The organism is Actinokineospora auranticolor (assembly GCF_002934265.1).
GTDB lineage: Bacteria > Actinomycetota > Actinomycetes > Mycobacteriales > Pseudonocardiaceae > Actinokineospora > Actinokineospora auranticolor.
On record NZ_PTIX01000007.1, the window covers coordinates 21,038 to 45,455 of the forward strand.

At 71.8% G+C, this 24,418-nt stretch carries 23 protein-coding genes; 16 read left to right on the forward strand and 7 right to left on the reverse strand.

Annotated elements, in window-relative coordinates:
- Positions 1-16: 16 nt before the first annotated feature.
- Entirely contained in the window at positions 17-475 is a 459-nt protein-coding gene (locus CLV40_RS14780) for a YxiG-like protein (protein WP_104479484.1), read from the forward strand.
- A gap of 56 nt (positions 476-531) precedes the next feature.
- On the opposite strand, the gene CLV40_RS14785 is transcribed toward CLV40_RS14780, so the two are convergent.
- Genes CLV40_RS14785 through CLV40_RS14795 form a run of 3 tightly spaced genes read right to left on the reverse strand, consistent with a single transcriptional unit; the run spans position 532 to position 5,299 of the window.
- Positions 532-1,983, reverse strand: a complete 1,452-nt coding sequence (locus CLV40_RS14785) for an alpha-amylase family glycosyl hydrolase (RefSeq protein WP_104479485.1) — start codon at positions 1,981-1,983, stop codon at positions 532-534.
- Positions 1,983-4,652 carry an MGH1-like glycoside hydrolase domain-containing protein gene (locus tag CLV40_RS14790; RefSeq protein ID WP_245931299.1) on the reverse strand — a complete coding sequence of 890 codons (2,670 nt, stop codon included), beginning with the start codon at positions 4,650-4,652 and terminating at the stop codon, positions 1,983-1,985. Before CLV40_RS14790 ends, CLV40_RS14785 begins: the two co-directional genes overlap by 1 nt.
- Positions 4,653-4,699: 47 nt before the next feature.
- Entirely contained in the window at positions 4,700-5,299 is a 600-nt protein-coding gene (locus tag CLV40_RS14795) for a TetR/AcrR family transcriptional regulator (RefSeq protein WP_104479487.1), read from the reverse strand.
- 87 nt (positions 5,300-5,386) lie between these two features.
- Here CLV40_RS14795 and CLV40_RS14800 point away from each other — a divergent pair, with 87 nt between their 5' ends.
- Together CLV40_RS14800 and CLV40_RS14805 are read left to right on the forward strand one after the other, a co-directional pair.
- The gene (locus tag CLV40_RS14800) at positions 5,387-6,328 is read left to right on the forward strand and encodes an NADP-dependent oxidoreductase (protein ID WP_104479742.1); all 942 of its coding nucleotides are present in this window, start codon (positions 5,387-5,389) and stop codon (positions 6,326-6,328) included.
- Positions 6,329-6,446: 118 nt separating this feature from the next.
- Positions 6,447-7,058, forward strand: coding sequence for a malonic semialdehyde reductase (locus tag CLV40_RS14805; RefSeq protein WP_104479488.1), 612 nt, complete (start codon positions 6,447-6,449; stop codon positions 7,056-7,058).
- A 48-nt stretch (positions 7,059-7,106) separates the two neighbouring features.
- Here CLV40_RS14805 and CLV40_RS14810 read toward each other — a convergent pair whose 3' ends face one another.
- Entirely contained in the window at positions 7,107-8,540 is a 1,434-nt protein-coding gene (locus CLV40_RS14810) for an LVIVD repeat-containing protein (protein ID WP_104479743.1), read from the reverse strand.
- 165 nt (positions 8,541-8,705) lie between these two features.
- Between CLV40_RS14810 and CLV40_RS14815 the strand changes: the two genes are divergently transcribed.
- The 3 genes from CLV40_RS14815 (at position 8,706) to CLV40_RS14825 (ending at position 12,330) form a co-directional block, all read left to right on the forward strand.
- A complete protein-coding gene (locus CLV40_RS14815; protein ID WP_104479489.1) occupies positions 8,706-9,347 on the forward strand; it encodes a DUF305 domain-containing protein in 642 nt (213 codons plus the stop codon).
- Between the two features lie 134 nt (positions 9,348-9,481).
- On the forward strand, positions 9,482-11,536 hold the full coding sequence (gene thrS, locus CLV40_RS14820; RefSeq protein WP_374065096.1) for a threonine--tRNA ligase: 2,055 nt from the start codon (positions 9,482-9,484) through the stop codon (positions 11,534-11,536).
- Positions 11,537-11,760: 224 nt separating this feature from the next.
- The gene (locus tag CLV40_RS14825) at positions 11,761-12,330 is read left to right on the forward strand and encodes an HIT family protein (protein WP_104479490.1); all 570 of its coding nucleotides are present in this window, start codon (positions 11,761-11,763) and stop codon (positions 12,328-12,330) included.
- 57 nt (positions 12,331-12,387) lie between these two features.
- On the opposite strand, the gene CLV40_RS14830 is transcribed toward CLV40_RS14825, so the two are convergent.
- A complete protein-coding gene (locus CLV40_RS14830) occupies positions 12,388-12,939 on the reverse strand; it encodes a YceI family protein (RefSeq protein ID WP_104479491.1) in 552 nt (183 codons plus the stop codon).
- An 85-nt stretch (positions 12,940-13,024) separates the two neighbouring features.
- Between CLV40_RS14830 and CLV40_RS14835 the strand changes: the two genes are divergently transcribed.
- From CLV40_RS14835 to CLV40_RS14855, 5 genes are all read left to right on the forward strand, one after another.
- Positions 13,025-13,522: a MarR family winged helix-turn-helix transcriptional regulator gene (locus tag CLV40_RS14835; RefSeq protein ID WP_104479492.1), complete on the forward strand. Its 498-nt coding sequence runs from the start codon at positions 13,025-13,027 to the stop codon at positions 13,520-13,522.
- Positions 13,523-14,015: 493 nt separating this feature from the next.
- The gene (gene pgsA / locus CLV40_RS14840; protein WP_104479493.1) at positions 14,016-14,639 is read left to right on the forward strand and encodes a phosphatidylinositol phosphate synthase; all 624 of its coding nucleotides are present in this window, start codon (positions 14,016-14,018) and stop codon (positions 14,637-14,639) included.
- On the forward strand, positions 14,626-15,558 hold the full coding sequence (locus CLV40_RS14845; RefSeq protein WP_104479494.1) for a phosphatidylinositol mannoside acyltransferase: 933 nt from the start codon (positions 14,626-14,628) through the stop codon (positions 15,556-15,558). The genes pgsA and CLV40_RS14845 overlap by 14 nt, the downstream gene beginning before the upstream one ends.
- A gap of 2 nt (positions 15,559-15,560) precedes the next feature.
- Positions 15,561-16,691: a glycosyltransferase family 4 protein gene (locus CLV40_RS14850; RefSeq protein WP_104479495.1), complete on the forward strand. Its 1,131-nt coding sequence runs from the start codon at positions 15,561-15,563 to the stop codon at positions 16,689-16,691.
- A complete protein-coding gene (locus CLV40_RS14855; protein ID WP_104479496.1) occupies positions 16,688-17,659 on the forward strand; it encodes an NUDIX hydrolase in 972 nt (323 codons plus the stop codon). The genes CLV40_RS14850 and CLV40_RS14855 overlap by 4 nt, the downstream gene beginning before the upstream one ends.
- Before the next feature lie 293 nt (positions 17,660-17,952).
- On the opposite strand, the gene CLV40_RS14860 is transcribed toward CLV40_RS14855, so the two are convergent.
- A complete protein-coding gene (locus CLV40_RS14860) occupies positions 17,953-20,073 on the reverse strand; it encodes an elongation factor G-like protein EF-G2 (protein WP_104479497.1) in 2,121 nt (706 codons plus the stop codon).
- Between the two features lie 213 nt (positions 20,074-20,286).
- On the opposite strand from CLV40_RS14860, the gene pdxS reads away from it, so the two are divergent.
- Positions 20,287-21,198: a pyridoxal 5'-phosphate synthase lyase subunit PdxS gene (pdxS, locus tag CLV40_RS14865; protein ID WP_104479498.1), complete on the forward strand. Its 912-nt coding sequence runs from the start codon at positions 20,287-20,289 to the stop codon at positions 21,196-21,198.
- 75 nt (positions 21,199-21,273) lie between these two features.
- On the opposite strand, the gene CLV40_RS14870 is transcribed toward pdxS, so the two are convergent.
- The gene (locus CLV40_RS14870; protein WP_245931300.1) at positions 21,274-21,831 is read right to left on the reverse strand and encodes a helix-turn-helix domain-containing protein; all 558 of its coding nucleotides are present in this window, start codon (positions 21,829-21,831) and stop codon (positions 21,274-21,276) included.
- Between the two features lie 76 nt (positions 21,832-21,907).
- Between CLV40_RS14870 and CLV40_RS14875 the strand changes: the two genes are divergently transcribed.
- From CLV40_RS14875 to CLV40_RS14890, 4 genes are all read left to right on the forward strand, one after another.
- Positions 21,908-22,588, forward strand: coding sequence for an AzlC family ABC transporter permease (locus CLV40_RS14875; RefSeq protein ID WP_104479500.1), 681 nt, complete (start codon positions 21,908-21,910; stop codon positions 22,586-22,588).
- Positions 22,585-22,905: an AzlD domain-containing protein gene (locus tag CLV40_RS14880; RefSeq protein ID WP_245931301.1), complete on the forward strand. Its 321-nt coding sequence runs from the start codon at positions 22,585-22,587 to the stop codon at positions 22,903-22,905. Before CLV40_RS14875 ends, CLV40_RS14880 begins: the two co-directional genes overlap by 4 nt.
- 61 nt (positions 22,906-22,966) lie before the next feature.
- Positions 22,967-23,623 (forward strand): pyridoxal 5'-phosphate synthase glutaminase subunit PdxT, encoded by a 657-nt coding sequence (gene pdxT / locus CLV40_RS14885; RefSeq protein WP_104479501.1) that lies wholly within the window; start codon positions 22,967-22,969, stop codon positions 23,621-23,623.
- A gap of 11 nt (positions 23,624-23,634) precedes the next feature.
- Positions 23,635-24,384: a YebC/PmpR family DNA-binding transcriptional regulator gene (locus CLV40_RS14890; protein ID WP_104479502.1), complete on the forward strand. Its 750-nt coding sequence runs from the start codon at positions 23,635-23,637 to the stop codon at positions 24,382-24,384.
- Positions 24,385-24,418: the final 34 nt, after the last annotated feature.

Sequence of the window (24,418 nt, forward strand, 5' to 3'; positions counted from 1 at the left end):
CGTCCACAATGACACTGTGGACGCCGCCGAGATCACCCGAGCCTTCGAGGCGGCGTTCGACGGGGCGCTGGTCTTCCACGCCTTCGCCGACTACCTGCGGGACTACGACCTCTACGTCTTCACCATGGGGCGCGAGTACTTCCGCTACCGCTTCGTCCACTGCGTGAGCGCCGAGGTGCGAACCCAACTCACCGGGGAGCTCTGGAGCAGGTCCCTGGACGACGCCTTCACCACCGAGGACCTCGACAACGCCCCGGACGACGGGTTCGTCTGGGGCGTGCGGTGGCAGGAGATGCACCCCGGGCTCAAGCTGGTGGCGAACTCGGCGCGGGCGGAGTACTGGAGGGTCCGCATCGGCATCCCGTTCCACGAAGCCGTGGTCGAGAGCAACACACAGGTGATCACGCTCGTCTTCGCCGACCTCGTGGTCGACCCCGTTGCCGGAGGGCACACCCCGTTCACCATCCGGGACTGACCCGGACCGCGCGCACGCCCCGGGCGCCGTGTCCCGGGCGTGCGCGCGGTTGCGGGCTAGGTGCGCGGCGTGACCGCCAGGATGTGGGACTGCCAGGGGAACAGGTCCACCGCGAGCCCCGGGTTGCTCAACCCCGCCCCGAGCGCCGCGTGGGAGGTCCCTTCCAGCAGGTCCGACAGCTGCCACGTGGTGCTCGGCAACCCCGGCCAGTCCAGCGGGATGTCGGCCTGGACCCGGGACGCCGACAGGTTGACGATCACCAGGTGCGTCGCCTCCTCCGCCGTCCACGACCAGGCCAGCACCTGCCGGTCGCCCGGGTCCAGCAACCGCCAGGTCCCCTGACGCACGCGGTGGTCCGCGACGGCCGCCAGCAGCCTCCGGTACCAGTGCGCCAGGTCGTGGTCCGGCGGCTCCGGCGCTCGCCGGTTCACGAACACCGGCGGCCGCACCCGCCGACCCTCGAACTGGCCCTCGTACCACAGCGTCGCGCCCGGCAGGGTCGCCACGACGACCGCCGCCGCCTTCTCCGCGTCCCGCCCGAGCCTGCTCGCCACCCGGGGTTCGTCGTGGTTCTCCAGGAAGCGGACCAGTTTCGACTGGTAGCTGAAGTCGGCGAGCAGGTGGTCGGCGACCGCGCCCGCGTCCACCCCCAGCAGCCGGTCGTACAGGCGCTTGTCGTAGCAGAACGCGAAACCCTGCTGCTGCAGCGCCCATTCCTGGTCCCAGTACGCCTCCGCGATCAGCACCGTCTCCGGGTGCGCGGCCCGCACCTCGGCGATCACCGACGGCCAGAACTCCGCACTCGGCGCCTCCCCACCCCACGTGCGCGCGAATGTCTCGTTGGTGACCAACATGGCCATATCGCACCGAATCCCGTCGCACTGCGAAGCGATGTCGACGAGCGTCGAGGCCGCCAAGCCACGCAGCACGGGGGAGAACGCGTCGACCTGGACTACGTCCGGCCACGCCGGGAAGTACGGATCCCGACCCCGAGCGACCACCCGGCCATCAAGGTCGAGCCAGGACGCCGGGTCCGCGATCAGGTTCTCCACCGTCCCCCCGACCAGCGCCGACGGCTCCTCGGCCACCCACGGGTGGTCCGGCGCCACGTGGTTGGGCACGTAGTCGAGGATCAACCGCACACCCCGCACGGCCAGCGCCGCCCGCGCCAACGCCAAACCCTCGGGTCCTCCGAACCGCGCGTCCACCACGTACCGGCGCACGCAATACGGCGAACCGATCACGTCCGCCGCGCCCAGGTCCGGTAACGCTTCCTTCAACCCCGCCCACAAACCCGGGTCCTGCGCCGCCAGCGCCAACCCCAGCGGACTCCGCTCCCACACCCCCATCAGCCACACCGCGTCCACCCCGGTCGGGGTGATCGCGTCCCACTCGGCGTCCGTCACGTCGCCCAGCGCGACTGGCCTGCCCGCCGCGCGGGACAGGTCGGTGAGCCAGACCGCGGTGTTCACCTCGTGGATGACCGGGTGCTCTGGCCAACTCGCCATCAGAAGCCCTTTCCACGTAGCAGCAGGGACAACAGGGCGACGGTGCCGGTCCAGCCGGTCTGGTGCGCGGCGCCGATGCCCGCGCCGTTGTCGCCGTGGAAGTACTCGTAGAACAGCACGAGGTCGCGCCAGTGCGGGTCGTCGCGGTAGCGGTCCAGACCACCGTGCACCGGGCGCCTGCCGTCGGGGCCGGGCAGGAAGGTGCCGATCAGCCGGTCGCCGATCTCCCCCGCGACCTCGACGAGCGTCAGGTGCCTGCCGGACCCCGTCGGGCACTCGACGGTGAACCCGTCGCCGAAGTACGCGTGCAGGTGCAGCAGCGCCCGGATGACCATGACGTTGATCGGGAACCACACCGGTCCGCGCCAGTTCGAGTTGCCGCCGAACATGGCGATGGACGACTCGGCGGGCTGGTATTCGACCCGGTTCTCCCGACCGTCCACGGTGAACACGTACGGGTGCTCGGCGTGCAGCCGCGACAGCGACCGGATCCCGTGCGGCCCCAGGAACTCGCCCTCCGACAGCATCCGGGACAGGATCCGCCGCAGCCGGTGCTCGTCGAACAGGGCGAACAGCGCGGGCCCGGTCGCGTCCGCCTGCTTCCCGTGCCCCCACAACGCCAACCGCACGGCCGGGTGCCGTTCGAGGAACGCCGCGATACCGGACACCAGCTCGGGGAACCGGTCCCGAACCGACCCGTCGATCACGGTCGCCGCCGCCAGCGGGATCAACCCGACCGCCGAGTGCACCCGTAGCGGCACCGCGCTCCCGTCCGGTTGGCGCAGGACGTCGAAGAAGAAGCCGTCCCGCTCGTCCCAGAGGCAGACCCCGTCCGCGCCGACGTGGTTGGTCGCGGCGGCGATCCACGCGAAGTTCTCGAACAGCGACTGGGCGTGTTCGAGGTAGACGGCGTTGTCGACGGCCAGCTCGACCGCTATCTGGGCCATGTTCTGGCAGAACAGCGCCATCCACGCCGTGCCGTCCGCCTGGTCGAGCCGCCCGCCCGTGGGCAGCGGCGCGCTGCGGTCGAAGACACCGATGTTGTCCAGGCCGAGGAACCCGCCCTGGAAGACGTTGCGGCCGTCGGCGTCCTTGCGGTTGAACCACCAGTCGACGTTGCGGGTCAGGCGCAGGAAGGCGTTCTCCAGGAACTCGCGGTCGCCCACGCCGGTCGCGGCTTTGTCCAGCTCGTACACGAACCACGTCGCCCACGCGTGCACCGGCGGGTTGACGTCACCGAAGTCCCACTCGTAGGCGGGGAGCTGGCCGTTCGGGTGCAGGTACCGGTGGTCCAGCAACAACTCCAGCTGCGCCTTGGCGAACGGCATGTCCACCACCGCCAGCGCGACCGCGTGGAAGGCCAGGTCCCAGGCGGCGAACCACGGGTACTCCCAGGTGTCCGGCATCGCGATGAGGTCGTTGGCCACCAGGTGGCGCCAGCCGTGGTTGCGCAGACCGGGGTCCGCGTCGAGCGGGTCCGCGCCGCGCTCGGCCAGCCACCGCTCGACGTCGAGCGCGTAGTACTGCTTCGACCACAGCATGCCCGCCAACGCCTGCCGCGCGACCCGGCGCTCCTCGTCCCCGAGATCGCCCGCCAGCGTGGCGGCGTAGAAGTCGTCCGCCTCGGCCTTCCGGCGCTCGAACACCGCGTCGAAGTCGTCGAACGGGTGCCGGGACGGGACGTGCTCGCGGTCGGTCAACCGCATCCGGATCGTCGCGCTCCGGCCCGCGGGCACGACGAGAGCGTGGTGCACGGCCGCTTTCGTGCCGACGCCGCTGGGGTCGACCGCCGTCAGCTCGCCGTCGACGACCGCCCGCCCGATGCCGTCCTTGACGTACGGGGTTTCGTTGGGGGAACCGAAAACCCGCTCGTTGTTCGTCTCGTTGCCGGTCACCAGCACGGGCGCGGGCCGGTCCGCGTAGAGCCACCGCACCCCCAGCTCCCGGTGCTCCGCCCGCACGACCGCCGCGCCCCGCACGTCCGAGGTGGCGCGCAGCGACGGCTTCTCGTCCTCGCCCGCCCACGACCAGGTGTGCCGGAACCACAGTGTCGGCAACACGTGCAGCACGGCGTCCTCAGGCCCCCGGTTGTGCGCTGTGACCCGCATGAGGACATCGTCCGGAGTGGACTTCGCGTACTCCACCTCGACGTCGAAGTACCGGTCGTCCGCGAAGGCGCCGGTATCGATCAGCTCGTACTCCGGCGCGGCCCGGTCCCGCGCCGCGTTGGTGTCCACCAGGTCCGCGTAGGGGAATTCCCCTTGCGGGTACTTGTAGAGCATCTTCGCGTAGGAGGAGGTCGGGGTGGCGTCGAGGTAGAAGTAGCACTCCTTGACGTCTTCGCCGTGGTTGCCCTCCGCGTTGGTCAACCCGAACAGCCGCTCCTTGAGGATCGGGTCCTTCCCGTTCCACAGCGCCAAAGCCAGGCACAGCAGTTGGCGGTCGTCGCTGAACCCCGCCAGCCCGTCCTCGCCCCACCGGTAGGCCCGCGACCGGGCCTGGTCGTGGGGGAACGACTCCCACGCGTCCCCGCCGCCGTAGTCCTCGCGCACGGTGCCCCACTGCCGTTCGCTGAGGTACGGACCCCACCGCCGCCAGTCGTCGGCCTCCGCCTGTCGCCCGCGTTCCGCATCGACCACGCTCTCGCCGCCCTCCACTCGTCGTCGCACCAGCCTCGACGGCGGACGGAGGTCGGCGGATCACCCCGCGCGGGCGGTCAGACGAGCGTGGGCGGCGGGTGCGGCAGCGGGTGCGCGCCCTCGGGCCGCAGCCCGTCGAAGATCAGCGCCAGGTAGCGCTGCCACAGGTCGGGCGGGGCGTCGCTGAGGTAGCCGGTGACGTAGTTCGGCGCGCACATCAGCAGCGCCACGTCGGCCCCGGTGACGTCGTCGCGGATGGCGCCGTGCGCGCGGGCCCGGTCGACGAGGTCGTGGATCACCCGGAACATGCGCTCCCGCAACGCTTCCACGTCCGCGGGCAGGGTGGTGGCGGTCTGCAGGTACGACAGGTCGAGCTGCTGGCGCTGGTGCGCGGCGGCGGTCAGGAACGCCAGCAGCGCGGCCCCCGCGTCGGCGGCGCGCAGCAGCTCCTCGCCGACCCCGGTGAGGGCGGCGATGCGGTCGCGCACGATCGCCGCGATCAGGTCCTCCTTGGTCGGGAAGTGCCGGAAGACCGTCCCCTTCCCGACCCCGGCCCGGCGCGCGATGTCGGCCACCGACGCGTCCAGCCCGCGCTCGGCGAACTCGGTGGCGGCGGCGGTCAGCAGCAGCTCCCGGTTGCGCGCGGCGTCGGCGCGCAGCGGGCGGGTCCCGGTCACCGGACCAGACTAGCAAGTTGACCGCGCGGTCCGGTTGTCGCTAACCTCAGGCTTAAGATGACCGAGCGGTCCGTTTAAGGGGTGGAGATGCAGGCTGTGGTGGTGGGCGCGTACGGCCCACCGGAGGACTACGCGGTGGGCGAGGTGCCGGTCCCGCTGCCCGGACCGGGGCAGATCCAGGTCCGAGTGGCCGCGGCGTCGCTGAACCCGGGGGACCTGCGGGTGTCCTCCGGCGAGTTCGACGTGGACCTGGAGTTCCCGTTCGTGCCCGGCAACGACTTCGCGGGCACGGTGACCGAGGTCGGCGCGGGTGTGCGCGAGTACCGGCTGGGGGAGGAGGTGTTCGGCCTGGCCATTCCCCGCGCGCTGCGGTCGCTCACCGGCGCCCGACCGTCGCTGAGCACCGGGGCGCTGGCGGAGTACGTGGTGGTCGAGGCCGACACGGCCCTGATCGCGCACCGACCGGCCGCGTTGGCCCCGGACCAGGCGGCGGCCGTCGCGACCGTGGGCTTCACGGCGCTGGGCATCATGAAGACCGCGGCGATCCAGCCGGGCGAGACAGTCCTGCTCATCGGCGGCGCGGGTGGGGTCGGTACCGCCGTCCTGCCCCTGCTGGCCGCCGCCGGAGCCCATGTGACCGCGACGGCCCGCCCCGAGGACGTGGCGCTGCTGCGCGGTCTCGGCGCCGCCGAAACCGTCCCGTACGGGGAATACCCGGTCGACGTGGACGCCATCGTCAACCTGGCCCTACCCGCCGCCGAACTGTCCTGGACCCCCGACGCGCTCCGCGCAGGCGGCCGGTTGGTGACCATCACGTTCCCGCCGCCGGAGTTCGACCCGCCCATCGACTCCCGGCCGGTCCTGGACATGGAGGCACGCCTCGCCACCATGCGCGACGTCGGCGCGGCGGCGGTCCGCGGCGACCTGTCGGCGCTGATCACCCGCCGCTACCCGCTGGCGGAGGCCGACCGGGCCTGCGTCGACTTCGTCCGGGGGCACACGGTGGGCAAGTACGTCGTCCTGGTCTGACGGTCCCGGGGGTCGGGCTGACGGCTGTGAGCACGCTCACCGGACCGGGGGAATAGTCAAGCTCTCAACTAGGTTGGATCCCGAGGAAGCACCACCCACCCAGCCAGGAGCGTCACCCATGACCGCAGTTCAGGAACCCCAGCTCTCCGTCCTCGGGTCGGAGGGGCAGGACCTGCTGTTCCGCGCGGCCCGCACCGCCAACACCTTCTCCGACGCCCCGGTGTCCGACGAGCAGGTGCGCGCCATCTACGAGCTGGTCAAGTGGGGCCCGACCGGGATGAACTCGCAGCCGCTGCGGGTTGTGCTCGTGCGCACCCCCGAGGCGCGGGAGCGCCTGGTCTCGCACCTCGGCGAGGGCAACAAGGCCAAGACCAGGACCGCGCCGCTGACCGCGATCCTGGCCGCCGACACCGAGTTCCACGAGCACCTGCCGACGGTCTTCCCGAACTTCCCCGGCGCCAAGGACTACTACGCCGCCGACCCCGGTCGCGAGGGCGCGGCCCGCCTCAACGCCACGTTGCAGGCCGGGTACTTCATCCTCGGGGTCCGCGCGATCGGCTTGGCCGCCGGTCCGATGAGCGGGTTCGACGCCGCGGGCATCGACGCGGAGTTCTTCGGTGACGGCAGGCTGCGCACGCTGATCGTGGTCAACATCGGCAACCCCGGTGCGGACGCCTGGTTCGGCCGCAACCCGCGCCTGGACTACGACCAGGTCATCACCACTGTCTAAACGCGACAAGGGGCCCTGTCGGAAACCGGCAGGGCCCCTTGCTGTGCCTTACTTGTACGTCTGCTGCGTCTGGACGTTCAGCTCGGTCCAGCGGTAGTTCTTCGCCTGGTCGGTCAACGGGTCGTTGATCTCCAGCACGTCGAAGCCCTTGCCCAGGTCCGACGAGTAGATGAACCCGTTGTAGTAGTACGCCGACCACACGCCGCCGCTCTCGGCCGCGTCGGCGGCCGGGCCGCGCTCGAAGTAGCCGACCTCGCGCGGGATCATCGAGTTGGTGAAGTCGACGACCTGCACGCCGCCCATGTACCAGGCCTGGACCATCACGTCGCGGCCCGGGATCGGCAGCAGGGAACCGTTGTGCGCCACGCAGTTCTCGCCGTCGGTCTGGTAGCGGCTGATCTTGAAGAAGCTGCGGAACTCCAGCTTCCGCGCATCGCCGCGGCCGGTGATGTCGTACACGCCGTCGGCGCCGCGGGTCTGGCCGATCTTGGCGTTGCAGGTCGCGCCGCCGCCACCGCCGAGCTCGTCGGTGAAGATCACCTTGGTGCCCGCGTTGTTGAACGTGGCCGAGTGCCAGAACGCGAAGTGCGCGTCGTCCTGCACGCGGTTGATCACCCGCGGCTTCTCCCGGTCGGAGATGTCCATCAGCACGCCGTCGCCCATGCAGGCGCCCGCAGCCAGGTCCTTCGACGGGAACACCGTGATGTCGTGGCAGCCGCTGGTGGCGCTGGTGTAGCCCAGTTCCAGGTTGCCGGGGGTGCCGCTACCGGGGTTCCCGCCGTCCGGGAACAGGTTCGGCGTCGCGATGAGCTCGGCCGCGGCCGGGTTCTTCAGCGGCACCTTGATGATGGAGATCTTGTCGTGCGGCGGCAGGCACTTGCTGATCGTCGGCGCGGGCGCGTACGACGAGACGTAGATGTAGACGTCCTTGCCGCGCTTGTCCGGCACCAGCGTGTGCGTGTGCGAGCCGCAATCGGTCTCGATCGCCTTGAGGTAGCGCGGGTTGCGCTTGTCGCTGATGTCGAAGATCTTCATGCCCTCCCAGTACGCCTTGGTGCCGTCGTTCTGGGCGACCGAGGAGCAGGAGTTGTCGCTGCGCCGCGAGTCGGTGGACAGGAACAGCAGGTTGCCGCTCACCGACACGTCGTTCTGCGAACCGGGGCAGAGCACCTGGCTGGCGATCTTGGGCTGCCGCGGGTTCTTGATGTCGTAGATGGTGAAACCGAGGTAGTTGCCCGCGATGGCGTAGTCGCCGGTGAAGGCGATGTCGGTGCCGGTCGAACCGGTGCCCTTCAAGGGCGCGGTCGCGGGGATGTTGGCTACGTGTTTGACGTTCGGGCTGGTGACGATCTGGTCCGGGGCCGGGAACTGGGACTGCGCCGCCGCCGAGGGCACACCCAGGAGTCCGGTGGCGGTCAGGGCTGTGGTGCCCAGGACCGCGAGCCAAGCCGTGGCACGCCTGCCGCGTCGGGATGAAGGCACGCTGCGCACCCCTCTCGTGGAGTCGGGAATTCGCAGTATGGCCGGTTGGTCGGACCTCTACCAGATCCGCCTGTTGGGTGTTTTCACCATTTGGAGTGGATCTGTTGCCACCCCCTGTGGACAGGTAGGTTCGGGGATCGGACGGCGGCGACGGGGAGGCGACCGATGGCGGTGCGGCGGATTGTGCTCGGCTTGCTCGCGGCGGCGCTCACCTGCGGTCTCGCCGCGTGTACCGAGGACCCGGGACCGCCGCCGAACCCGGTGGTCCAACCCGGGAAACCCGGTGAGGCCAATAGAACCCTCTCCCCGGACGAGATCTCCTCCGGTGTGCCCGCGGTGCCGCCCAACGCCGCCGACTTCGGCTACGCCGAGAACATGATCAACCACCACCAGCAGGCCGTGGACATGACCGCGCTGGCCGAGACCCGCGCGCAGGACGCGTCGGTGAAGGGCTTGGCCGCGCGCATCGGCGACACCCAGGAACCCGAGATCGGCGCCATGAACGCCTGGCTCGAGCGCAACGGCAAGCCGCGCGTCGACCCGCACCACTCCGCGCACGCGGGCCACCACGCCGCCATGCCCGGGATGGCCACGCCGGAGCAGATGGACCAGCTGCGCGCGGCCACCGGCGCCGACTTCGACAAGCTCTTCTTGCAACTCATGATCCGCCACCACGAGGGCGCCATCGCGATGGCCAACGGGGTGCAGCAGGACGGCATCGACGTGCGGGTGCAGGAGATGGCGGACAACATCGTCGCCGAGCAGTCCGACGAGATCCGCCGGATGCGCACCATGCTCGGTGTGTAGCCCTGACCTGCGGGTTCGCCGAGTTGTCCACAGGCCTGTGCAAACCGGGGAGCGGGGGTTGACGGCCGCTCGCTAGCATCCTCAGGTGTCGAGGTCACCACCCGTGTGGCCCACCCGAAACCTCAGGAGTCACCGTGGTCCAGCCACTGTCCGCCGCTGTCCTACCCGCCGAGCGCGTGGTGGTGGCCGCGGGCACTACCGCGGGCGCCGCCGTCCGCGAGGCGGGGCTGCCCGGCAAGGGGCCGGACGCCGTGGTCGTCGTGCGCGACCCGGAGGGCAGGCTGCGCGACCTGTCCTGGGCGCCCGAGGTCGACGTCGAGGTGGAGGCGGTCGCGGCGAACACCGACGACGGCCGCGCGGTCATCCGGCACTCGTGCGCGCACGTGCTCGCCCAGGCGGTGCAGCAGCAGTTCCCGGAGGCCAAGCTCGGCATCGGCCCGCCGGTGCGCGACGGCTTCTACTACGACTTCGCCGTCGACCGGCCGTTCACCCCGGAGGACCTGCAGGCGCTGGAGAAGCGCATGAAGCAGATCGTCAAGGGCGCGCAGCGGTTCTCCCGCCGGGTCGTGGAGTCGGTGGAGGCGGCCAAGGTCGAGTTGGCGGCGGAGCCGTTCAAGCTGGAGCTGGTCGACATCAAGAGCGATGTGGACGATCCCGAGGTGATGGAGGTCGGCGGCGGCGAGCTGACCATCTACGACAACCTCGACCCGCGCAGCGGCGAGCAGATCTGGGGCGACCTCTGCCGCGGCCCGCACCTGCCCACCACCAAGCACATCCCGGCCTTCAAGCTCACCCGGGTGGCCGCCGCGTACTGGCGGGGCGACCAGAACAACCAGCAGCTCCAGCGGGTCTACGGCACCGCGTGGGAGTCGCAGGAGGCGCTCGACAGCTACCTCGAACTGCTGGCCGAGGCCGAGCGCCGCGACCACCGCAGGCTCGGCACCGAGCTGGACCTGTTCAGCTTCCCCGACGAGATCGGCTCCGGCCTCGCGGTGTTCCACCCCAAGGGCGGCATCGTGCGGCGCGAGATGGAGGACTACTCGCGCCGCCGCCACGAGGAGGAGGGCTACGAGTTCGTCTACAGCCCGCACATCACCAAGGGCACGCTGTTCGAGACCTCCGGCCACCTCGACTGGTACCGCGACGGCATGTACCCGGCGATGCACCTCGACGCCGAGTACAACGAGGACGGCACGGTCCGCAAGCCCGGCCAGGACTACTTCCTCAAGCCGATGAACTGCCCGTTCCACGACCTGATCTTCCGCTCGCGCGGCCGGTCGTACCGCGAGCTGCCGCTGCGCATGTTCGAGTTCGGCTCGGTGTACCGCTACGAGAAGTCCGGCGTGATCCACGGCCTCACCCGGGTCCGCGGCATGACGCAGGACGACGCGCACATCTTCTGCACCCCGGAGCAGGTGCAGGACGAGCTGAAGTCGCTGTTGTCGTTCGTGCTGAACCTGTTGCGCGACTACGGTCTGGACGACTTCTACCTGGAGCTGTCCACCCGCAACGAGGAGAAGTACGTCGGCTCGGACGAGGTCTGGGCGCGGGCCACCGAGGCGCTGCGCGTCGCGGCCACCGACTCCGGCCTCGACCTGGTGCCCGACCCGGGCGGCGCGGCCTTCTACGGCCCGAAGATCTCCGTGCAGGCCCGCGACGCGCTGGGCCGCACCTGGCAGATGTCCACCATCCAGGTCGACTTCAACCTGCCGGAGCGCTTCGAACTGGAGTACACCGGCTCGGACGGCACCCGGCAGCGGCCGGTCATGATCCACCGCGCGCTGTTCGGCTCCATCGAGCGCTTCTTCGGCGTGCTCACCGAGCACTACGCGGGCGCCTTCCCGGCCTGGCTCGCCCCGGTCCAGGTGGTGGGCATCCCGGTCGCCGAGGACCACACCGACCACCTGCTCCAGGTGGCCAAGGCGCTGCGCGCCAAGGGCGTGCGGGTCGAGGTCGACGCCTCGGACGACCGGATGCAGAAGAAGATCCGCAACCACACGCTGCAGAAGGTCCCGTTCATGCTCCTGGCGGGCGCCAAGGACGTGGAGGCCGACGCCATCAGCTTCCGCTTCCGCGACGGCACCCAGATCAACGGCGTCCCCACGGCCCGCGCCGTCGAGGCGGTCCACGCCTGGATCACCCGCCGGGACAACACGTCCCCCACGGCCGAGACCGTCACCGTCGACTGACCGGACAACCCGCCCTCGTCGCCTCGACGGGGGCGGGTTTCTTTCAGAGCTTTCGCCAAGTGGCCGCGGCGCCGTCCACCAGTCCGATGATCGGGCTGGTCACGGCGTTCTCTTCGGCCAGGCCGCGCGATGTGTCCACTCGGGCCTGTTTGGGCCGCCCACCTCCTGGCCCCGCGCCGGGTCACGGTGGCCGGGCGCCGCGCGCGGACAACTAGGATCGGGGCATGGCCGCATTCCTGCGCTCCGAGGAGCCCGAGTACGTCCCCCAGGAGGGCGTGGGCATCCCGGACGCCCTCCAGCGACTGTGGACGCCGCACCGGATGGCCTACATCCGGGGCGAGGGCAAACCGGAGGGCGACGGCCGCGCCGGGTGCCCGTTCTGCGGCCTGGTCGACCTCGACGACGCCGACGCGCTCATCATCGCGCGGGGCGAGTCGGTCTACGCGGTGCTCAACCTGTACCCGTACAACCCCGGCCACCTCATGGTCGTGCCGTACCGGCACGTCGCCGACTACACCGACCTCACCACCGCCGAGACCGACGAGCTGGCCCGGTTCACCCAGCGCGCCATGCGGGTCGCGCGGGCCGTGGCGGCGCCGCACGGGTTCAACATCGGCATGAACCAGGGCGTGGTCGCGGGCGCCGGGATCGCCGCCCACCTGCACCAGCACCTGGTGCCGCGGTGGGGCGGCGACGCGAACTTCATGCCGGTCATCGGCCACACGAAGGTGCTGCCGCAGCTGCTCGGCGACACCCGCGAGCTGCTCGCCGACGCCTGGGACCGCCCGCTCTAGGGCGGCCCCGGCGGCGCTCGGCCCTCGTGCCACCGGACCGCTTCGAGTTCGGTGCGGTCAGCCTTGGCGCAGGACCGCTTCGAGCTCGATCTGCACGGTGATCTTGTCGCCGACCACCGCGATGCCGTTCTGCACGCCCTCGAAGTTCACCCCGAACTCCCGGCGGTTGATCTCGGTGTGGCCGGAGAAGCCGACCCGGGTGCCGCCGTACGGGTCCGGGCCGAAGCCGTTGAGCTCGAAGCGCAGCGGGACGACCTTGGTGACGCCCTTGAGGGTCAGCTCGCCGTCGAGGACGTAGGCGTCGCCGTCAGCGCGCACGCCGGTGGCCTTGTAGGTGAGGTTCGGGTAGGTCTCGACCTCGAAGAAGTCGGCCGAGCGCAGGTGGCCGTCGCGCTGCTCGTTGTAGGTGTTGATCGTGTTCAGGTCGATCACGACGTCCACGCTCGCCGCGGCCGGGTCGTCGGTGGTCACCAGGTGGCCGGAGACGCCGTCGAAGCGCCCCTTGACCTTGCTGACGACCATGTGCCGCACGGCGAAGCCGACGTCGGAGTGCGCGGCGTCGATGTCCCAGGTACCGGCGACGAACCCGGGGAGCTGGCTGAGCGTCATGGTGGACTCCAAACCGTTTTGATTGAACCTTCAACCGATACCCTACGCCGAGCAAGTTGAGAGTTCAACCAGTAGACTTCGTGGCATGGACGACACCCGCTGGCTCACCCCCGCCGAGCAGGACGTCTGGCGTGCCTTCGTCACCATGCTGGGCGCGCTCGGCGACCACATGGACAAGCAGTTGCAGCGCGACTCGGGGATGCCCTACACCTACTACGAGATCCTGGTGGTCCTCTCCCAGGCCCCGGGCCGCTCGCTGCGCATGAGCGAGCTGGCAGGCCTCAGGGGCGCCAGCCGCAGCAGGCTCTCCCACGCCGTGGCCCGCCTGGAGGAAGCGGGCTGGGTCGAGCGCCGGGAGTGCCCCACGGACAAGCGGGGCTCGGTCGCGGCGCTGACGGACAAGGGCTTCGCCGCCCTCGCCGCCGCCGCCCCGGGCCACGTGACCACGGTCCGCGAAGCCCTGTTCGACCGGCTGACACCGGAGCAGGTGGCCGTCTTGGGCCAGATCAGCGTCGCGGTCCTGGAGGGCCTCGACCCCGACCGCACCCTCCCCGGCTGCCGCGAACACCCCGACGAGCCCTGACCCGCCGGGCGAGGCGGGCAACCCCACTCGCGCGGGGACGACTTCGCGCACGCCGCCCGAGAAGGCAACAGCGGGGGCCCGCTCATGCGGGAACGACGGTGTGACCTGACCTCAGGCCGTCCCGGCGGCGGTCCGGTCCCCGCTCGCGCGGGGGACGACGTCAATGGTCTGGCCGGGATCCGGCTGACCAGGGACCAGCCTCGCGCGCGGGACGCGGCCAGATGCGGAGCCTGGGGGCCTGTCCGAGAAGCCCCGCCTGTGCGGGGACGACACTTTCTGACCTGCGGCGCTTCTCCTCGCCCTGCCCATTCTCCCGAGCTCGTCCACTTCCGGACCTCCCGCCGAGCCCAGGCCCCTCTCCGCACCGCCGCCCCGCACCCGGCTGTCCACACCGGCCCAATCGGGGTGTGAACCGGGCTGCACGGCCGTGCTCCGGGCCGGTTAGGCTGCCCAGGCCAGGTCAACCCCGCCGTTAGGTGCACCGCACAGCCCCATGCTGAACATCTTCGCCCGTGCCTCCGTCTCGCGCGTCACCGATCCGATCGGGGCGTGGTTGGTCCGCCTCGGGCTCACGCCGAACGCGGTCACCGTGTTCGGGACCGCGTGTGCCATCGCCGGGGCGTTGTGGCTCTTCCCCGCCGGTCACCTGTTCGCGGGGACCCTCGTGGTGTGGGGGTTCGCGATGTTCGACCTGCTCGACGGGGCCATGGCGCGGGCCAAGGGGGGCGGTACCCGCTACGGCGCGGTGCTCGACGCCACCTGCGACCGGCTCGCCGACGGGGCGCTGTTCTGCGGCATCACCTGGTACCTGTTCGACGTCGCGCACGACCGGACCACCGCGGTGGCCGCGTTGGTCTGCCTGGTGCTGGCCCAGGTGATCTCCTACGTCAAGGCCCGCGCCGAGGCCACCGGGCTCGACGCGGACGGCGGGCTGGTGGAGCGGGCCGAGCGGCTGATCATCACCCTGGTCGGCACCGGCCTCACCGGCCTCGGCGTCCCCCCCGCCATGAAGATCGCGCTGTGGCTGCTGGCCGCCGCCTCGGTGGTGACCGTGCTGCAGCGGCTGCTCGCGGTGCGCCGCTCCGCGCTGGAGGAGAAGACCCATGAACTGGGGTGAACGCCTCCAGACCGGGGGCTACGGGCTGGGCTGGAAGCTGGTCCGCGCGCTCCCGCACGGCACCGCCGCCGGGCTCTTCCGCGCGGGCGCCGACCTCGCCGCCCGCCGCGAGGGGGCCGGCTCCCGCCAGTTGCGCGCCAACCTCGCCCGGGTCGTACCCCAGGCTGGACCCGCCGAACTCGACGACCTCGTCCGCCAGGCGCTGCGCTCGTACGCGCGCTACTGGATGGAGGCGTTCCGCCTGCCGTCGATGGACCACGCCGACATCCACCGGCGGATCGGCGCCACCATGACCGGCAACGAGTACGTCACCGCCGCGCTCGCCGAGGGCAACGGCGTGGTGCTGGCCCTCGGGCACTCGGGCAACTGGGACGCGGCGGGCGTGTGGCTGGTCGGCGAGCACGGCCGGTTCACCACCGTCGCCGAACGCCTCAGGCCGGAGGCGCTGTACGAGAAGTTCGTCGCCTACCGCGAGTCCCTCGGCTTCGAGATCGTCCCCGCGACCGGCGGCGACAAGAACCCGGCGGTCGTGCTCGCCGAGCGGCTGCGGCAGAACGGGCTCGTCTGCCTGCTCGCCGACCGGGACCTCACCCCCGCCGGTCTCCCCGTGAACTTCTTCGGCGAGCAGACCCGCATGCCCGCGGGCCCGGCCTACCTGGCCGCCCGCACCGGCGCCGCGCTGCTGCCCGTCGGCACCTGGTACACCGACGACGGCTGGGGCCTGCGCATCCACCCGCCGGTCAAGGTCGACGGCGTGCGCGGCATCCCCGCCGCCACCCAGGCGCTGGCCGACACCCTCGCCGCCGACATCGCCGCGCACCCGGCCGACTGGCACATGCTGCAGAAGCTGTGGCTGGCCGACCTGCCCGCCGACCGCCGCGCCGCGCTCACCGACGGCGCCCCGCGCGGCAGGCGCTGAGCATGCGCGTCGGCATCGTCTGCCCCTACTCCCTCGACGTGCCGGGCGGGGTGCAGGCGCACGTGCTCGACCTGGCCAGGGCGCTGCGCGCGCAGGGCCACGAGGTCGACGTGCTGGCCCCGGCCGACGACGACACCCCGGTACCGGACTTCGTCCAACCCGCCGGGCGCGCGCTGGGCATCCCGTACAACGGCTCGGTCGCGCGGCTGTCCTTCGGCCCGGTCTCGTACACGCGCGTGCGCCGCTGGCTGCGCGACCACGACTTCGACGTGCTGCACCTGCACGAACCGACCGCGCCGAGCCTGTCCATGCTGGCCCTGATGGTCGCCGACGGGCCGATCGTGGCCACCTTCCACACCTCGACCCCGCGCTCGCGCACGCTGGTCGCGTTCCAGGCCGTGCTGCGCCCGTTCCTGGAGAAGATCACCGCTCGCATCGCCGTGTCCGCCCTGGCCCGGCGCGTGCAGGTGGAGCACCTCGGCGGCGACGCGGTGGAGATCCCCAACGGCGTCGACGTGGGCTTCTTCCGCGCCGCGAAACCCCTCGACGGCTACCCCCGCCAGGGCGGCACGGTCGGGTTCGTCGGCCGCTACGACGAGCCGCGCAAGGGCATGCCGGTCCTCCTCGGTGCTCTGCGCACCCTCGTCGACGACCTCCCCGACCTGCGGCTCGTGGTCGTCGGCAAGGGCGACGAGGCCGACCTGCGCCGCGCCGCGGGCAGCCGCCTGGCCGAGCGCATCGACCTCCTCGGCCCCGTCGACGACGAGGCCAAGGCCCGCATGCTGGCCTCCCTGGACGTCTACTGCGCCCCCAACCTGGGCGGGGAGAGCTTCGGCATCATCCTGACCGAGGCCATGGCCGCGGGCACCGCCGTGGTGTCCAGCGACCTCGACGCCTTCCGCCGGGTGCTCGACGACGGCCGCGCGGGCGTCCTGACCCAGGTCGGCAACCCCACGTCCCTGGCGGCGGGCCTGCGCGAGGTCCTGGCCGACCCGGACCGCCGGGCCACCCTGGTGGCCGAGGGCGACCGCCGGGTGGCCGCCTTCGACTGGTCGGTCGTCGCCGCCCAGGTCCTGCGGGTCTACGACCAGGCCGTCGCCGCGAACCCACGCGCGGTGGGTGAGGTGTCGTGAGCGAGTTGGCGGTGATCCTCACCGCTGTGGCGGTGCTGGTGCTGATCGGTGTCTGGCTGGTGGCGACCGCGAACCGGCTCGACCGGCTGCACGTGCGCACCGACGCGGCGTGGGCGGCGCTGGACGCGGCGCTGGCCCGGCGGGCCGTGGTGGCGCGGGCGGTGTCCGGGGTGCTGGAGCCGGTCGGCGGGGATCGGCTACGGGTGTTGGCGGAACGGGCCGAGCGGTCCGCGCGGGCGGAGCGGGAGGCCGCGGAGAACGCGCTGACCCGTGAACTGTCCACAGTGGACCGACAGGGGTTGGCGCTGACCCTCGTCGCCGAACTGGTCGACGCCGAGCAGCGCGTCGTCATCGCCCGCCGCGTGCACGGCGACGCCGTCCGCGACACGCTGGCGCTGCGGCGGCGCAGGCCGGTGCGGTGGTTGAAGCTCGCGGGCACCGCGCCCAGCCCGGAGTACCTGGAGATCGCCGAACCCGAGCTCACCGACGACACCCCGCGCCCCCGCCCCTCGGCGCGGGTCGTGCTCCTCGACGCCGACGACCGCGTCCTGCTCTTCCACGGCCACGACCCGGCCCGCACGGGCGAGACGTACTGGTTCACCGCGGGCGGGGGCGTGGAGCCGGGGGAGGACCTGCGCACGGCCGCCGCCCGGGAACTGCGCGAGGAAACCGGCATCACCCTCGACCCGGACTCCCTCACCGGCCCGATCTGGCGCCGCCGCGTCCTGTTCAGCTTCGCGGGCCGCACCTACGACGGCGAGGAGTGGTTCTTCCACGCGCGGCTGCCCGAGGGGTACACAGTGGACACTTCGGGATTCACCGCGTTGGAATCGGAGACCATCACGGCCCACCGCTGGTGGACCACCGCCGAACTCCGCGAAACCTCGGAAACCGTCTACCCGGTACAACTCGCCGACCTGCTCCCCACCCTCCCCGCCTGGGACGGCCAACCCCGCGCGGTCCGCTGATCGACTCGTCGCCGACGCGCCGCTTCGGCTGCTACCGTTCGCGTGCACTGTCCATCCTGGGGGAGGGATTCGCGCATGACTCGGCAACCGGGATCACCCGACCTGCCTGACCTGCCCGGCACACCCGGGCAGACCCAACCCGACCTACCGCCCGCTCCGCCGTTCCAGGACTGGAGCAGGCCGCCCGCCCCGAGGGCTGGCCGGCACCGGACCGCCGCAAGGGCGACTTCTCCGAGCCGGGCACGATAGGCGAACCTCCTGGGTAGGAGCCACCGGCCGGGGTGGCTCCACGCTCACGCGTACTGGCCCGCCATGGCCGCGGGCATCGGGTCGAACCTCGAGAACTCGCGGCTGAAGGTGCCCGAGCCCGACGTCAGCGACCGCAGGTCGATGGCGTACCGCAGCAGCGCCACCGACGGGACCTCCGCCTGCACCACCGTGTACCCGTCGTCGGCCGCCGACGTCCCCAGGACCCGGCCGCGCCGGGCGGAGAGGTCGCCGAGGACGGAGCCCAGGTGTTCGTCGCGCAGCCGCACCCGGATGTCGTCCACCGGCTCCAGCAGCGCGATCCGCCCCTTCTCCGCCGCGTCCCGCAGCGCCAGCGAGCCCGCCGTCTGGAAGGCCGCGTCCGAGGAGTCGACGCTGTGCGCCTTTCCGTCGACCAGGGTCACGCGGATGTCGACCACCGGGCGGCCGTTGCGCAGGCCCCGCTCCAGCTGCGCCCGCACGCCCTTCTCGACGCTGCCGATGAACTGGTGCGGCACCGCGCCGCCGACCACCCGGTCGACGAACTCGAAGCCCGCGCCGGTCGGCAGCGGCTCCACCTCGATGTCGCACACCGCGTACTGGCCGTGCCCGCCGGACTGCTTGACGTGCCGCCCGTGCCCGCGCGCCGGTTCGGCGAACGTCTCCCGCAGCGACACCCGGACCTCCTCGGTCTCCACCTCGGCGCCGCCCGCGCGCAGCCGGTCGAGCACGACGTCGGCGTGCGCCTCGCCCATGCACCACAGCACCAGCTGGTGGGTCTCGGCGTTGCGCTCCAGCCGCAGCGTCGGGTCGCCCGCCACGAGCCGGGACAGGTTGCGGCCCAGGGCGTCCTCGTCGCTGCGGGTCTTGGCGGTGACCGCGACCGGCAGCAGCGGCTCGGGCATGCTCCACGGCACCATGAGGATCGGGTCCTCCGGCGCGGACACGGTGTCGCCGGTCTCCGCCGAGCCGACCTTGGTCAGCGCGCACAGGTCGCCCGCCACGCAGTACGGCACCTCGCGCAGCGTCGCGCCGAGCGGGGAGTAGATGTGCGCGACGCGCTCGTCGGCGTCGTGGTCCTCGTGGCCGCGGTCGGCGAGGCCGTGGCCGGAGACGTGCACCGCGCGCTCGGGGCGCAGCGTCCCGGAGAACACCCGGACAAGTGACACCCGACCGACGTACGAGTCCACCGCCGTGCGCACCACCTCGGCGGCCAGCGGGCCGTCCGGGTCGGTGGTGATGGCCACCCGGGGCCTGCCCTGCGGGTCGGTGATCGCGGGCAGCGCGTGCTCCAGCGGCGACGGGAACGCCCGCGGCAGCGCGTCCAGCAGCTCGGCCAGGCCCAGCCCGGTCGTCGCGCACACCGGGAAGACCGGGTGGAAGGAGCCGCGGGCGACGGCCGTCTCCAGGTCGGCGATGATCGTCGCCGGGTCGATGGACTCACCCGCGAGGTAGCGGTCCATCAGGGACTCGTCCTCGCTCTCGGCGATGATCCCCTCCAGCAGCGCGTCGCGGGCGTCAGCGGTCGCCGCCAGGTCGGCCGCGCTCGCCTCGGACACGACCGGCTGACCCTCGGGCGAGTGGTCGAACCGGCGCTGCGTGATGAGCCCGATCAGCCCCGCGCCGTCGGCGGTCGGCAGGTAGACGGGCAGCACTCCCGCGCCGAAGGCGTCCTGGCAGGCGGCCAGCTCGGCGGCGAAGTCGGCGCGCGCGTGGTCGAGCCGGGCGATCACCAGCGCCCGCGGCATCCCGACGGCGGCGCACTCGGCCCACAGCGCGGTCGTGGCCGCGTCCACGCCCTCGGCGGCGCAGACCACGAACAGCGCGGCGTCGGCGGCGCGCAGGCCCGCGCGCAGCTCGCCGACGAAATCGGCGTACCCGGGGGTGTCGATCAGGTTCACCTTCACCCCGTCGTGCACCAGCGGCGCGACCGACAGGCCCACGGAGCGCTGCTGGCGCACCGCCGCCGGGTCGTGGTCGCACACCGTGGTGCCCTCGGTGACCGAGCCCGCCCGGCTCAGCACCCCCGAGGCGGTCAGCAGCGCCTCGGTGAGGGTCGTCTTGCCGGACCCGGACGGCCCGACCAGCACGATGTTGCGGACTTTGCCCGGGTCGCTGGCCGCGACACCGGACTCGGTTTGACCGTTCTCGGAGTTCTTGGACCCCATGGCGCCCCACCTCCACTCGGTCGGGAAGCCGCCGGGGCTCCCCATCGGCGTTGTGTCCGATCTCACACCGATATCCGGGCGGGGACAACCCCAGCGCCGAAGTGGCCTTGCGAGATAGGCCCCGATTGGCCACCTTCACCGGGCCAGTTGAGTCGTAACCTGAGGTCAGCGGTTTTCCGGCCGCCGAGCCCGACACCCGAAAGGTCGCATGCCGTGACTGATGCGCAGTCCACTCCCGCCGTCCCCGAGACCGGCACCAACCGGGTCAAGCGCGGCATGGCAGAGATGCTCAAGGGCGGCGTGATCATGGACGTGGTCGACGCCGAGCAGGCCAAGATCGCCGAGGACGCGGGCGCGGTCGCGGTCATGGCGCTGGAGCGCGTGCCCGCCGACATCCGCGCGCAGGGCGGCGTCGCCCGGATGAGCGACCCCGACCTGATCGACGGGATCATCGCCGCGGTGTCCATCCCGGTCATGGCGAAGGCGCGCATCGGCCACTTCGTCGAGGCCCAGGTGCTGCAGTCGCTCGGCGTGGACTACATCGACGAGTCCGAGGTCCTGACCCCGGCCGACTACACCAACCACATCGACAAGTGGGCGTTCACCGTCCCCTTCGTCTGCGGCGCCACCAACCTGGGCGAGGCCCTGCGCCGGATCACCGAGGGCGCGGCCATGATCCGCTCCAAGGGCGAGGCGGGCACCGGCGACGTCTCCAACGCCACCACCCACATGCGCAAGATCCGCGGCGAACTCCGCAGGCTGTCGTCGCTGCCGGAGGACGAGCTGTACGTGGCGGCCAAGGAGCTGCAGGCCCCGTACGAGCTGGTCGCGGAGGTCGCGCGGACCGGCAAGCTGCCGGTCGTGCTGTTCACCGCGGGCGGCATCGCCACCCCGGCGGACGCGGCGATGATGATGCAGCTGGGCGCCGAGGGCGTGTTCGTCGGCTCCGGCATCTTCAAGTCGGGCAACCCCGCGCAGCGCGCCGAGGCCATCGTCAAGGCCACCACCTTCCACGACGACCCGGACGTCATCGCCAAGGTGAGCCGCGGTCTGGGTGAGGCCATGGTCGGCATCAACGTCGAGGACGTCCCCGAACCCCACCGCCTCGCCGAGCGCGGCTGGTAGTCGGGACGCGCCGGGGGTGCGCTCGATCGGGCTGTCCGGCCCCCGCCGACACCCGATCGAGCGCCGCCCGTCGACCTACACGTGCTCGGAGATCAGGCACGCCGAGGTACCCGGCACCAGCGCCTCGAAGATGTGCGGCAGGTCCCCGGGGTAGGAGATGTAGTCCCCGGGGGTCAGCCGCACCGGGTCCTCGGTGGGCCCGATCAACGCCTCCCCCGAGCACAGCACCACGTGCTCCACGACCCCCGGCGAGTGCGGCAGCGACTCCCGCTTCCCGCCCGGCTCGGCGGTGATCAGGTAGATGTCCCGCCGCGCGTGCGGCGGGCACGACGCCAGCAGCGTCGCCACGTACTCGGCGTGCTCCGAATACACCGCGGGCCCCTCACCCGCCCGGATCACCTGAACCCGCGGCCGCGGCGGCTCGACCAACCTGCTGAACGGCACGTCCAACGCCACGCTCAGCGCCCACAGCGTCTCCACGCTCGGGTTCCCCGACGCCGACTCCAACTGCGACAGCGTCGACTTGGCCACCCCGGCCCTCTTCGCCAACTCGCTCAGCGACAGACCCACCCGCTCGCGCTCCCGCCGCAACGACCGCGCGATGACGTCAAGGGGCGCTCCACGGTGTTCCACCCACACACTCCGTTCGCTATGTCGAACACAACGTTCGCGTTGACGAACGCTCCCGGGGCGTTCATCATACTGGACTATGCGTTCGATATGGCGAACCCTGGATGCCGAGCTCTGGCGGGGCGTGCTGGCCATCGCCGTCGCGGCGGCGGTCAACGGCGCGTCCTTCGGTGCCATCGCGGTCTCGGCGGGGTTCCCGCTGTGGGTGCCGGTGGTGATGTCCCTGCTGGTCTTCGCGGGCGGGTCGCAGTACCTGGTGGTCGGTGTGGTCGCCGCCGGCGGCAGCCCGATCGCGGCGGTGCTGGGCGGGCTCGTCCTCAACGCCCGGCACCTGCCGTTCGGCCTCGCGGTCGGCGACGTCGTCGGCCGGGGCTGGGCGGCCCGGCTGCTGGGCAGCCACCTCATGATCGACGAGTCGGTGGCCTACGCCATGGCCCAGCGCGACGCGACCCGGGCCAGGGCCGCGTACTGGGCCTGCGGCGCCGCGCTGTTCGCGGCCTGGAACCTGGGCGTGCTCGGTGGCTCGCTGGCGGGCACCCTGGTCGACGACCCGAGCACCCTCGGCCTCGACGCGGTCTTCCCCGCGGTCATGCTGGCCTTGGTGCTCCCCGCGCTCAAGGACCGGGCCAAGCTCCTCCCGGCCCTGCTCGGCGCCGCCGTCGCCCTGGCCGCCACCCCGTTCCTGCCCGCGGGCGTGCCGGTGCTGCTCGCCCTGGTCGGCCTGGTGGCCGTGCCCCGCACGCAGGCGTTGACCGCGTGACCGGGAACCTGACGCTCGTGCCGATCCTGGTGCTCGCCGCGGGCACCTTCGCCTTCCGCTTCGGCGGCACCCTGCTGCGCGACCGCGTCCGGATGCCCGAGCGGGTCCGCGACCTGCTCGGTACCGGCGCCATCGTGCTGCTCGTGGCGCTCATCGCCACCAGCGCGCTGACCAGGGGACCCGCCTTCGCGGGCTGGGCGCTGCCCGCGGGCGTGCTGGTCGGCGGACTGCTCGCCTGGCGCAAGGCACCGTGCGTGGTCGTGGTCATCGCCGCGGCGGCGGCCACCGCACTGCTACGCCTGGCCGGGGTGGCCTGACCCGAGCCCCGACCAGGCCGACTAGGCTGGTTGATCGGGTCGTGAACAGGAGGACGTGCCCGTGTCGGACGCTCGACCGCTCATCGGAGTGCTGGCCCTGCAGGGGGACGTGCGCGAGCACGTCGCCGCCCTGGAGGCCGGTGGCGCCCGCGCGCTGACCGTGCGCCGGGAGTCGGAGCTGTCCGCTGTGGACGGGCTGGTGCTGCCCGGCGGGGAGTCCACCACCATGTCCCGGCTGCTCGAGACCTTCGAGCTGCTGGCCCCGCTGCGCGCCCGGATCGCCGACGGCATGCCCACCTACGGCTCGTGCGCGGGCATGATCCTGCTCGCCGAGAAGGTCCTCGACGGCAGGCCCGACCAGCACCAGCTCGGCGGCCTCGACGTCATCGTCCGGCGCAACGCCTTCGGCAGGCAGGTGGACTCCTTCGAGGAGGACGTCGACTTCGACGGCGTCGACGGCGGCCCGCTGCACGCGGTGTTCATCCGCGCGCCGTGGGTCGAGTCGTCCTCGCCGCGGGTCACCGTGCTGGCCAGGGTGCCCGAGACACCGGCCGCCGGGGCCGCCGCCGGTAGGATCGTGGCCGTCCGGCAGGGCACCGTGCTGGCCACCGCGTTCCACCCGGAACTCACCGGCGACGCGCGCGTGCACCGCCTGTTCGTCGACATCGTGAACCGCAACGGTGACGGCGAGCGCAAGACAACCGACTCGCAAGGCTGACGGAGGACCAGATGAGCGGCCATTCCAAGTGGGCGACGACCAAGCACAAGAAGGCCGCCCTCGACGCCAAGCGTGGCAAGCTCTTCGCGAAGCTGATCAAGAACGTCGAGGTCGCCGCGCGCACCGGCGGCGGTGACCCGGACGGCAACCCCACGCTCTACGACGCCATCCAGAAGGCGAAGAAGAACTCCGTCCCGCTCGACAACATCGAGCGCGCCCGCAAGCGCGGCGGCGGCGAGGAGGCGGGCGGCGCCGACTGGCAGACGATCATGTACGAGGGCTACGGGGCCAACGGCGTCGCGGTGCTCATCGAGTGCCTCACCGACAACCGCAACCGGGCCGCGGGCGAGGTCCGCACCGCCATGACCCGCAACGGCGGCAACATGGCCGACCCGGGCTCGGTCGCGTACATGTTCAACCGCAAGGGCGTCGTGATCCTGCCCAAGAACGGCCTCACCGAGGACGACGTGCTCGGCGCGGTGCTCGACGCGGGCGCCGAAGAGGTCAACGACCTCGGCGACAGCTACGAGATCGTCTCCGAGGCCACCGACCTGGTCGCGGTCCGCACGGCCCTGCAGGGCGCGGGCTACGACTACGAGTCCGCCGACGCCAGCTTCCTCCCGTCGGTCACCGTCGCCCTCGACGCCGACGGCGCCCGCAAGATCTTCAAGCTGATCGACGCGCTCGAAGACTGCGACGACGTGCAGAATGTCTACGCGAACTTCGATGTGTCCGACGACGTCATGGCCGAGGTCGGCTGATGTTCTCGGGACGCACGGTGTTCCACTACGCGTC

Bases quoted from the DNA above. Each gene is read 5' to 3' on its own strand.
- CLV40_RS14785 (WP_104479485.1), bottom strand. From the start codon at position 1,983: ATGGCGAGTTGGCCAGAGCACCCGGTCATCCACGAGGTGAACACCGCG.
- CLV40_RS14800 (WP_104479742.1), top strand. From the start codon at position 5,387: ATGCAGGCTGTGGTGGTGGGCGCGTACGGCCCACCGGAGGACTACGCG.
- CLV40_RS14805 (WP_104479488.1), top strand. From the start codon at position 6,447: ATGACCGCAGTTCAGGAACCCCAGCTCTCCGTCCTCGGGTCGGAGGGG.
- CLV40_RS14815 (WP_104479489.1), top strand. From the start codon at position 8,706: ATGGCGGTGCGGCGGATTGTGCTCGGCTTGCTCGCGGCGGCGCTCACC.
- CLV40_RS14825 (WP_104479490.1), top strand. From the start codon at position 11,761: ATGGCCGCATTCCTGCGCTCCGAGGAGCCCGAGTACGTCCCCCAGGAG.
- CLV40_RS14830 (WP_104479491.1), bottom strand. From the start codon at position 12,939: ATGACGCTCAGCCAGCTCCCCGGGTTCGTCGCCGGTACCTGGGACATC.
- CLV40_RS14835 (WP_104479492.1), top strand. From the start codon at position 13,025: ATGGACGACACCCGCTGGCTCACCCCCGCCGAGCAGGACGTCTGGCGT.
- pgsA (WP_104479493.1), top strand. From the start codon at position 14,016: ATGCTGAACATCTTCGCCCGTGCCTCCGTCTCGCGCGTCACCGATCCG.
- CLV40_RS14845 (WP_104479494.1), top strand. From the start codon at position 14,626: ATGAACTGGGGTGAACGCCTCCAGACCGGGGGCTACGGGCTGGGCTGG.
- CLV40_RS14850 (WP_104479495.1), top strand. From the start codon at position 15,561: ATGCGCGTCGGCATCGTCTGCCCCTACTCCCTCGACGTGCCGGGCGGG.
- CLV40_RS14860 (WP_104479497.1), bottom strand. From the start codon at position 20,073: ATGGGGTCCAAGAACTCCGAGAACGGTCAAACCGAGTCCGGTGTCGCG.
- CLV40_RS14875 (WP_104479500.1), top strand. From the start codon at position 21,908: ATGCGTTCGATATGGCGAACCCTGGATGCCGAGCTCTGGCGGGGCGTG.
- CLV40_RS14890 (WP_104479502.1), top strand. From the start codon at position 23,635: ATGAGCGGCCATTCCAAGTGGGCGACGACCAAGCACAAGAAGGCCGCC.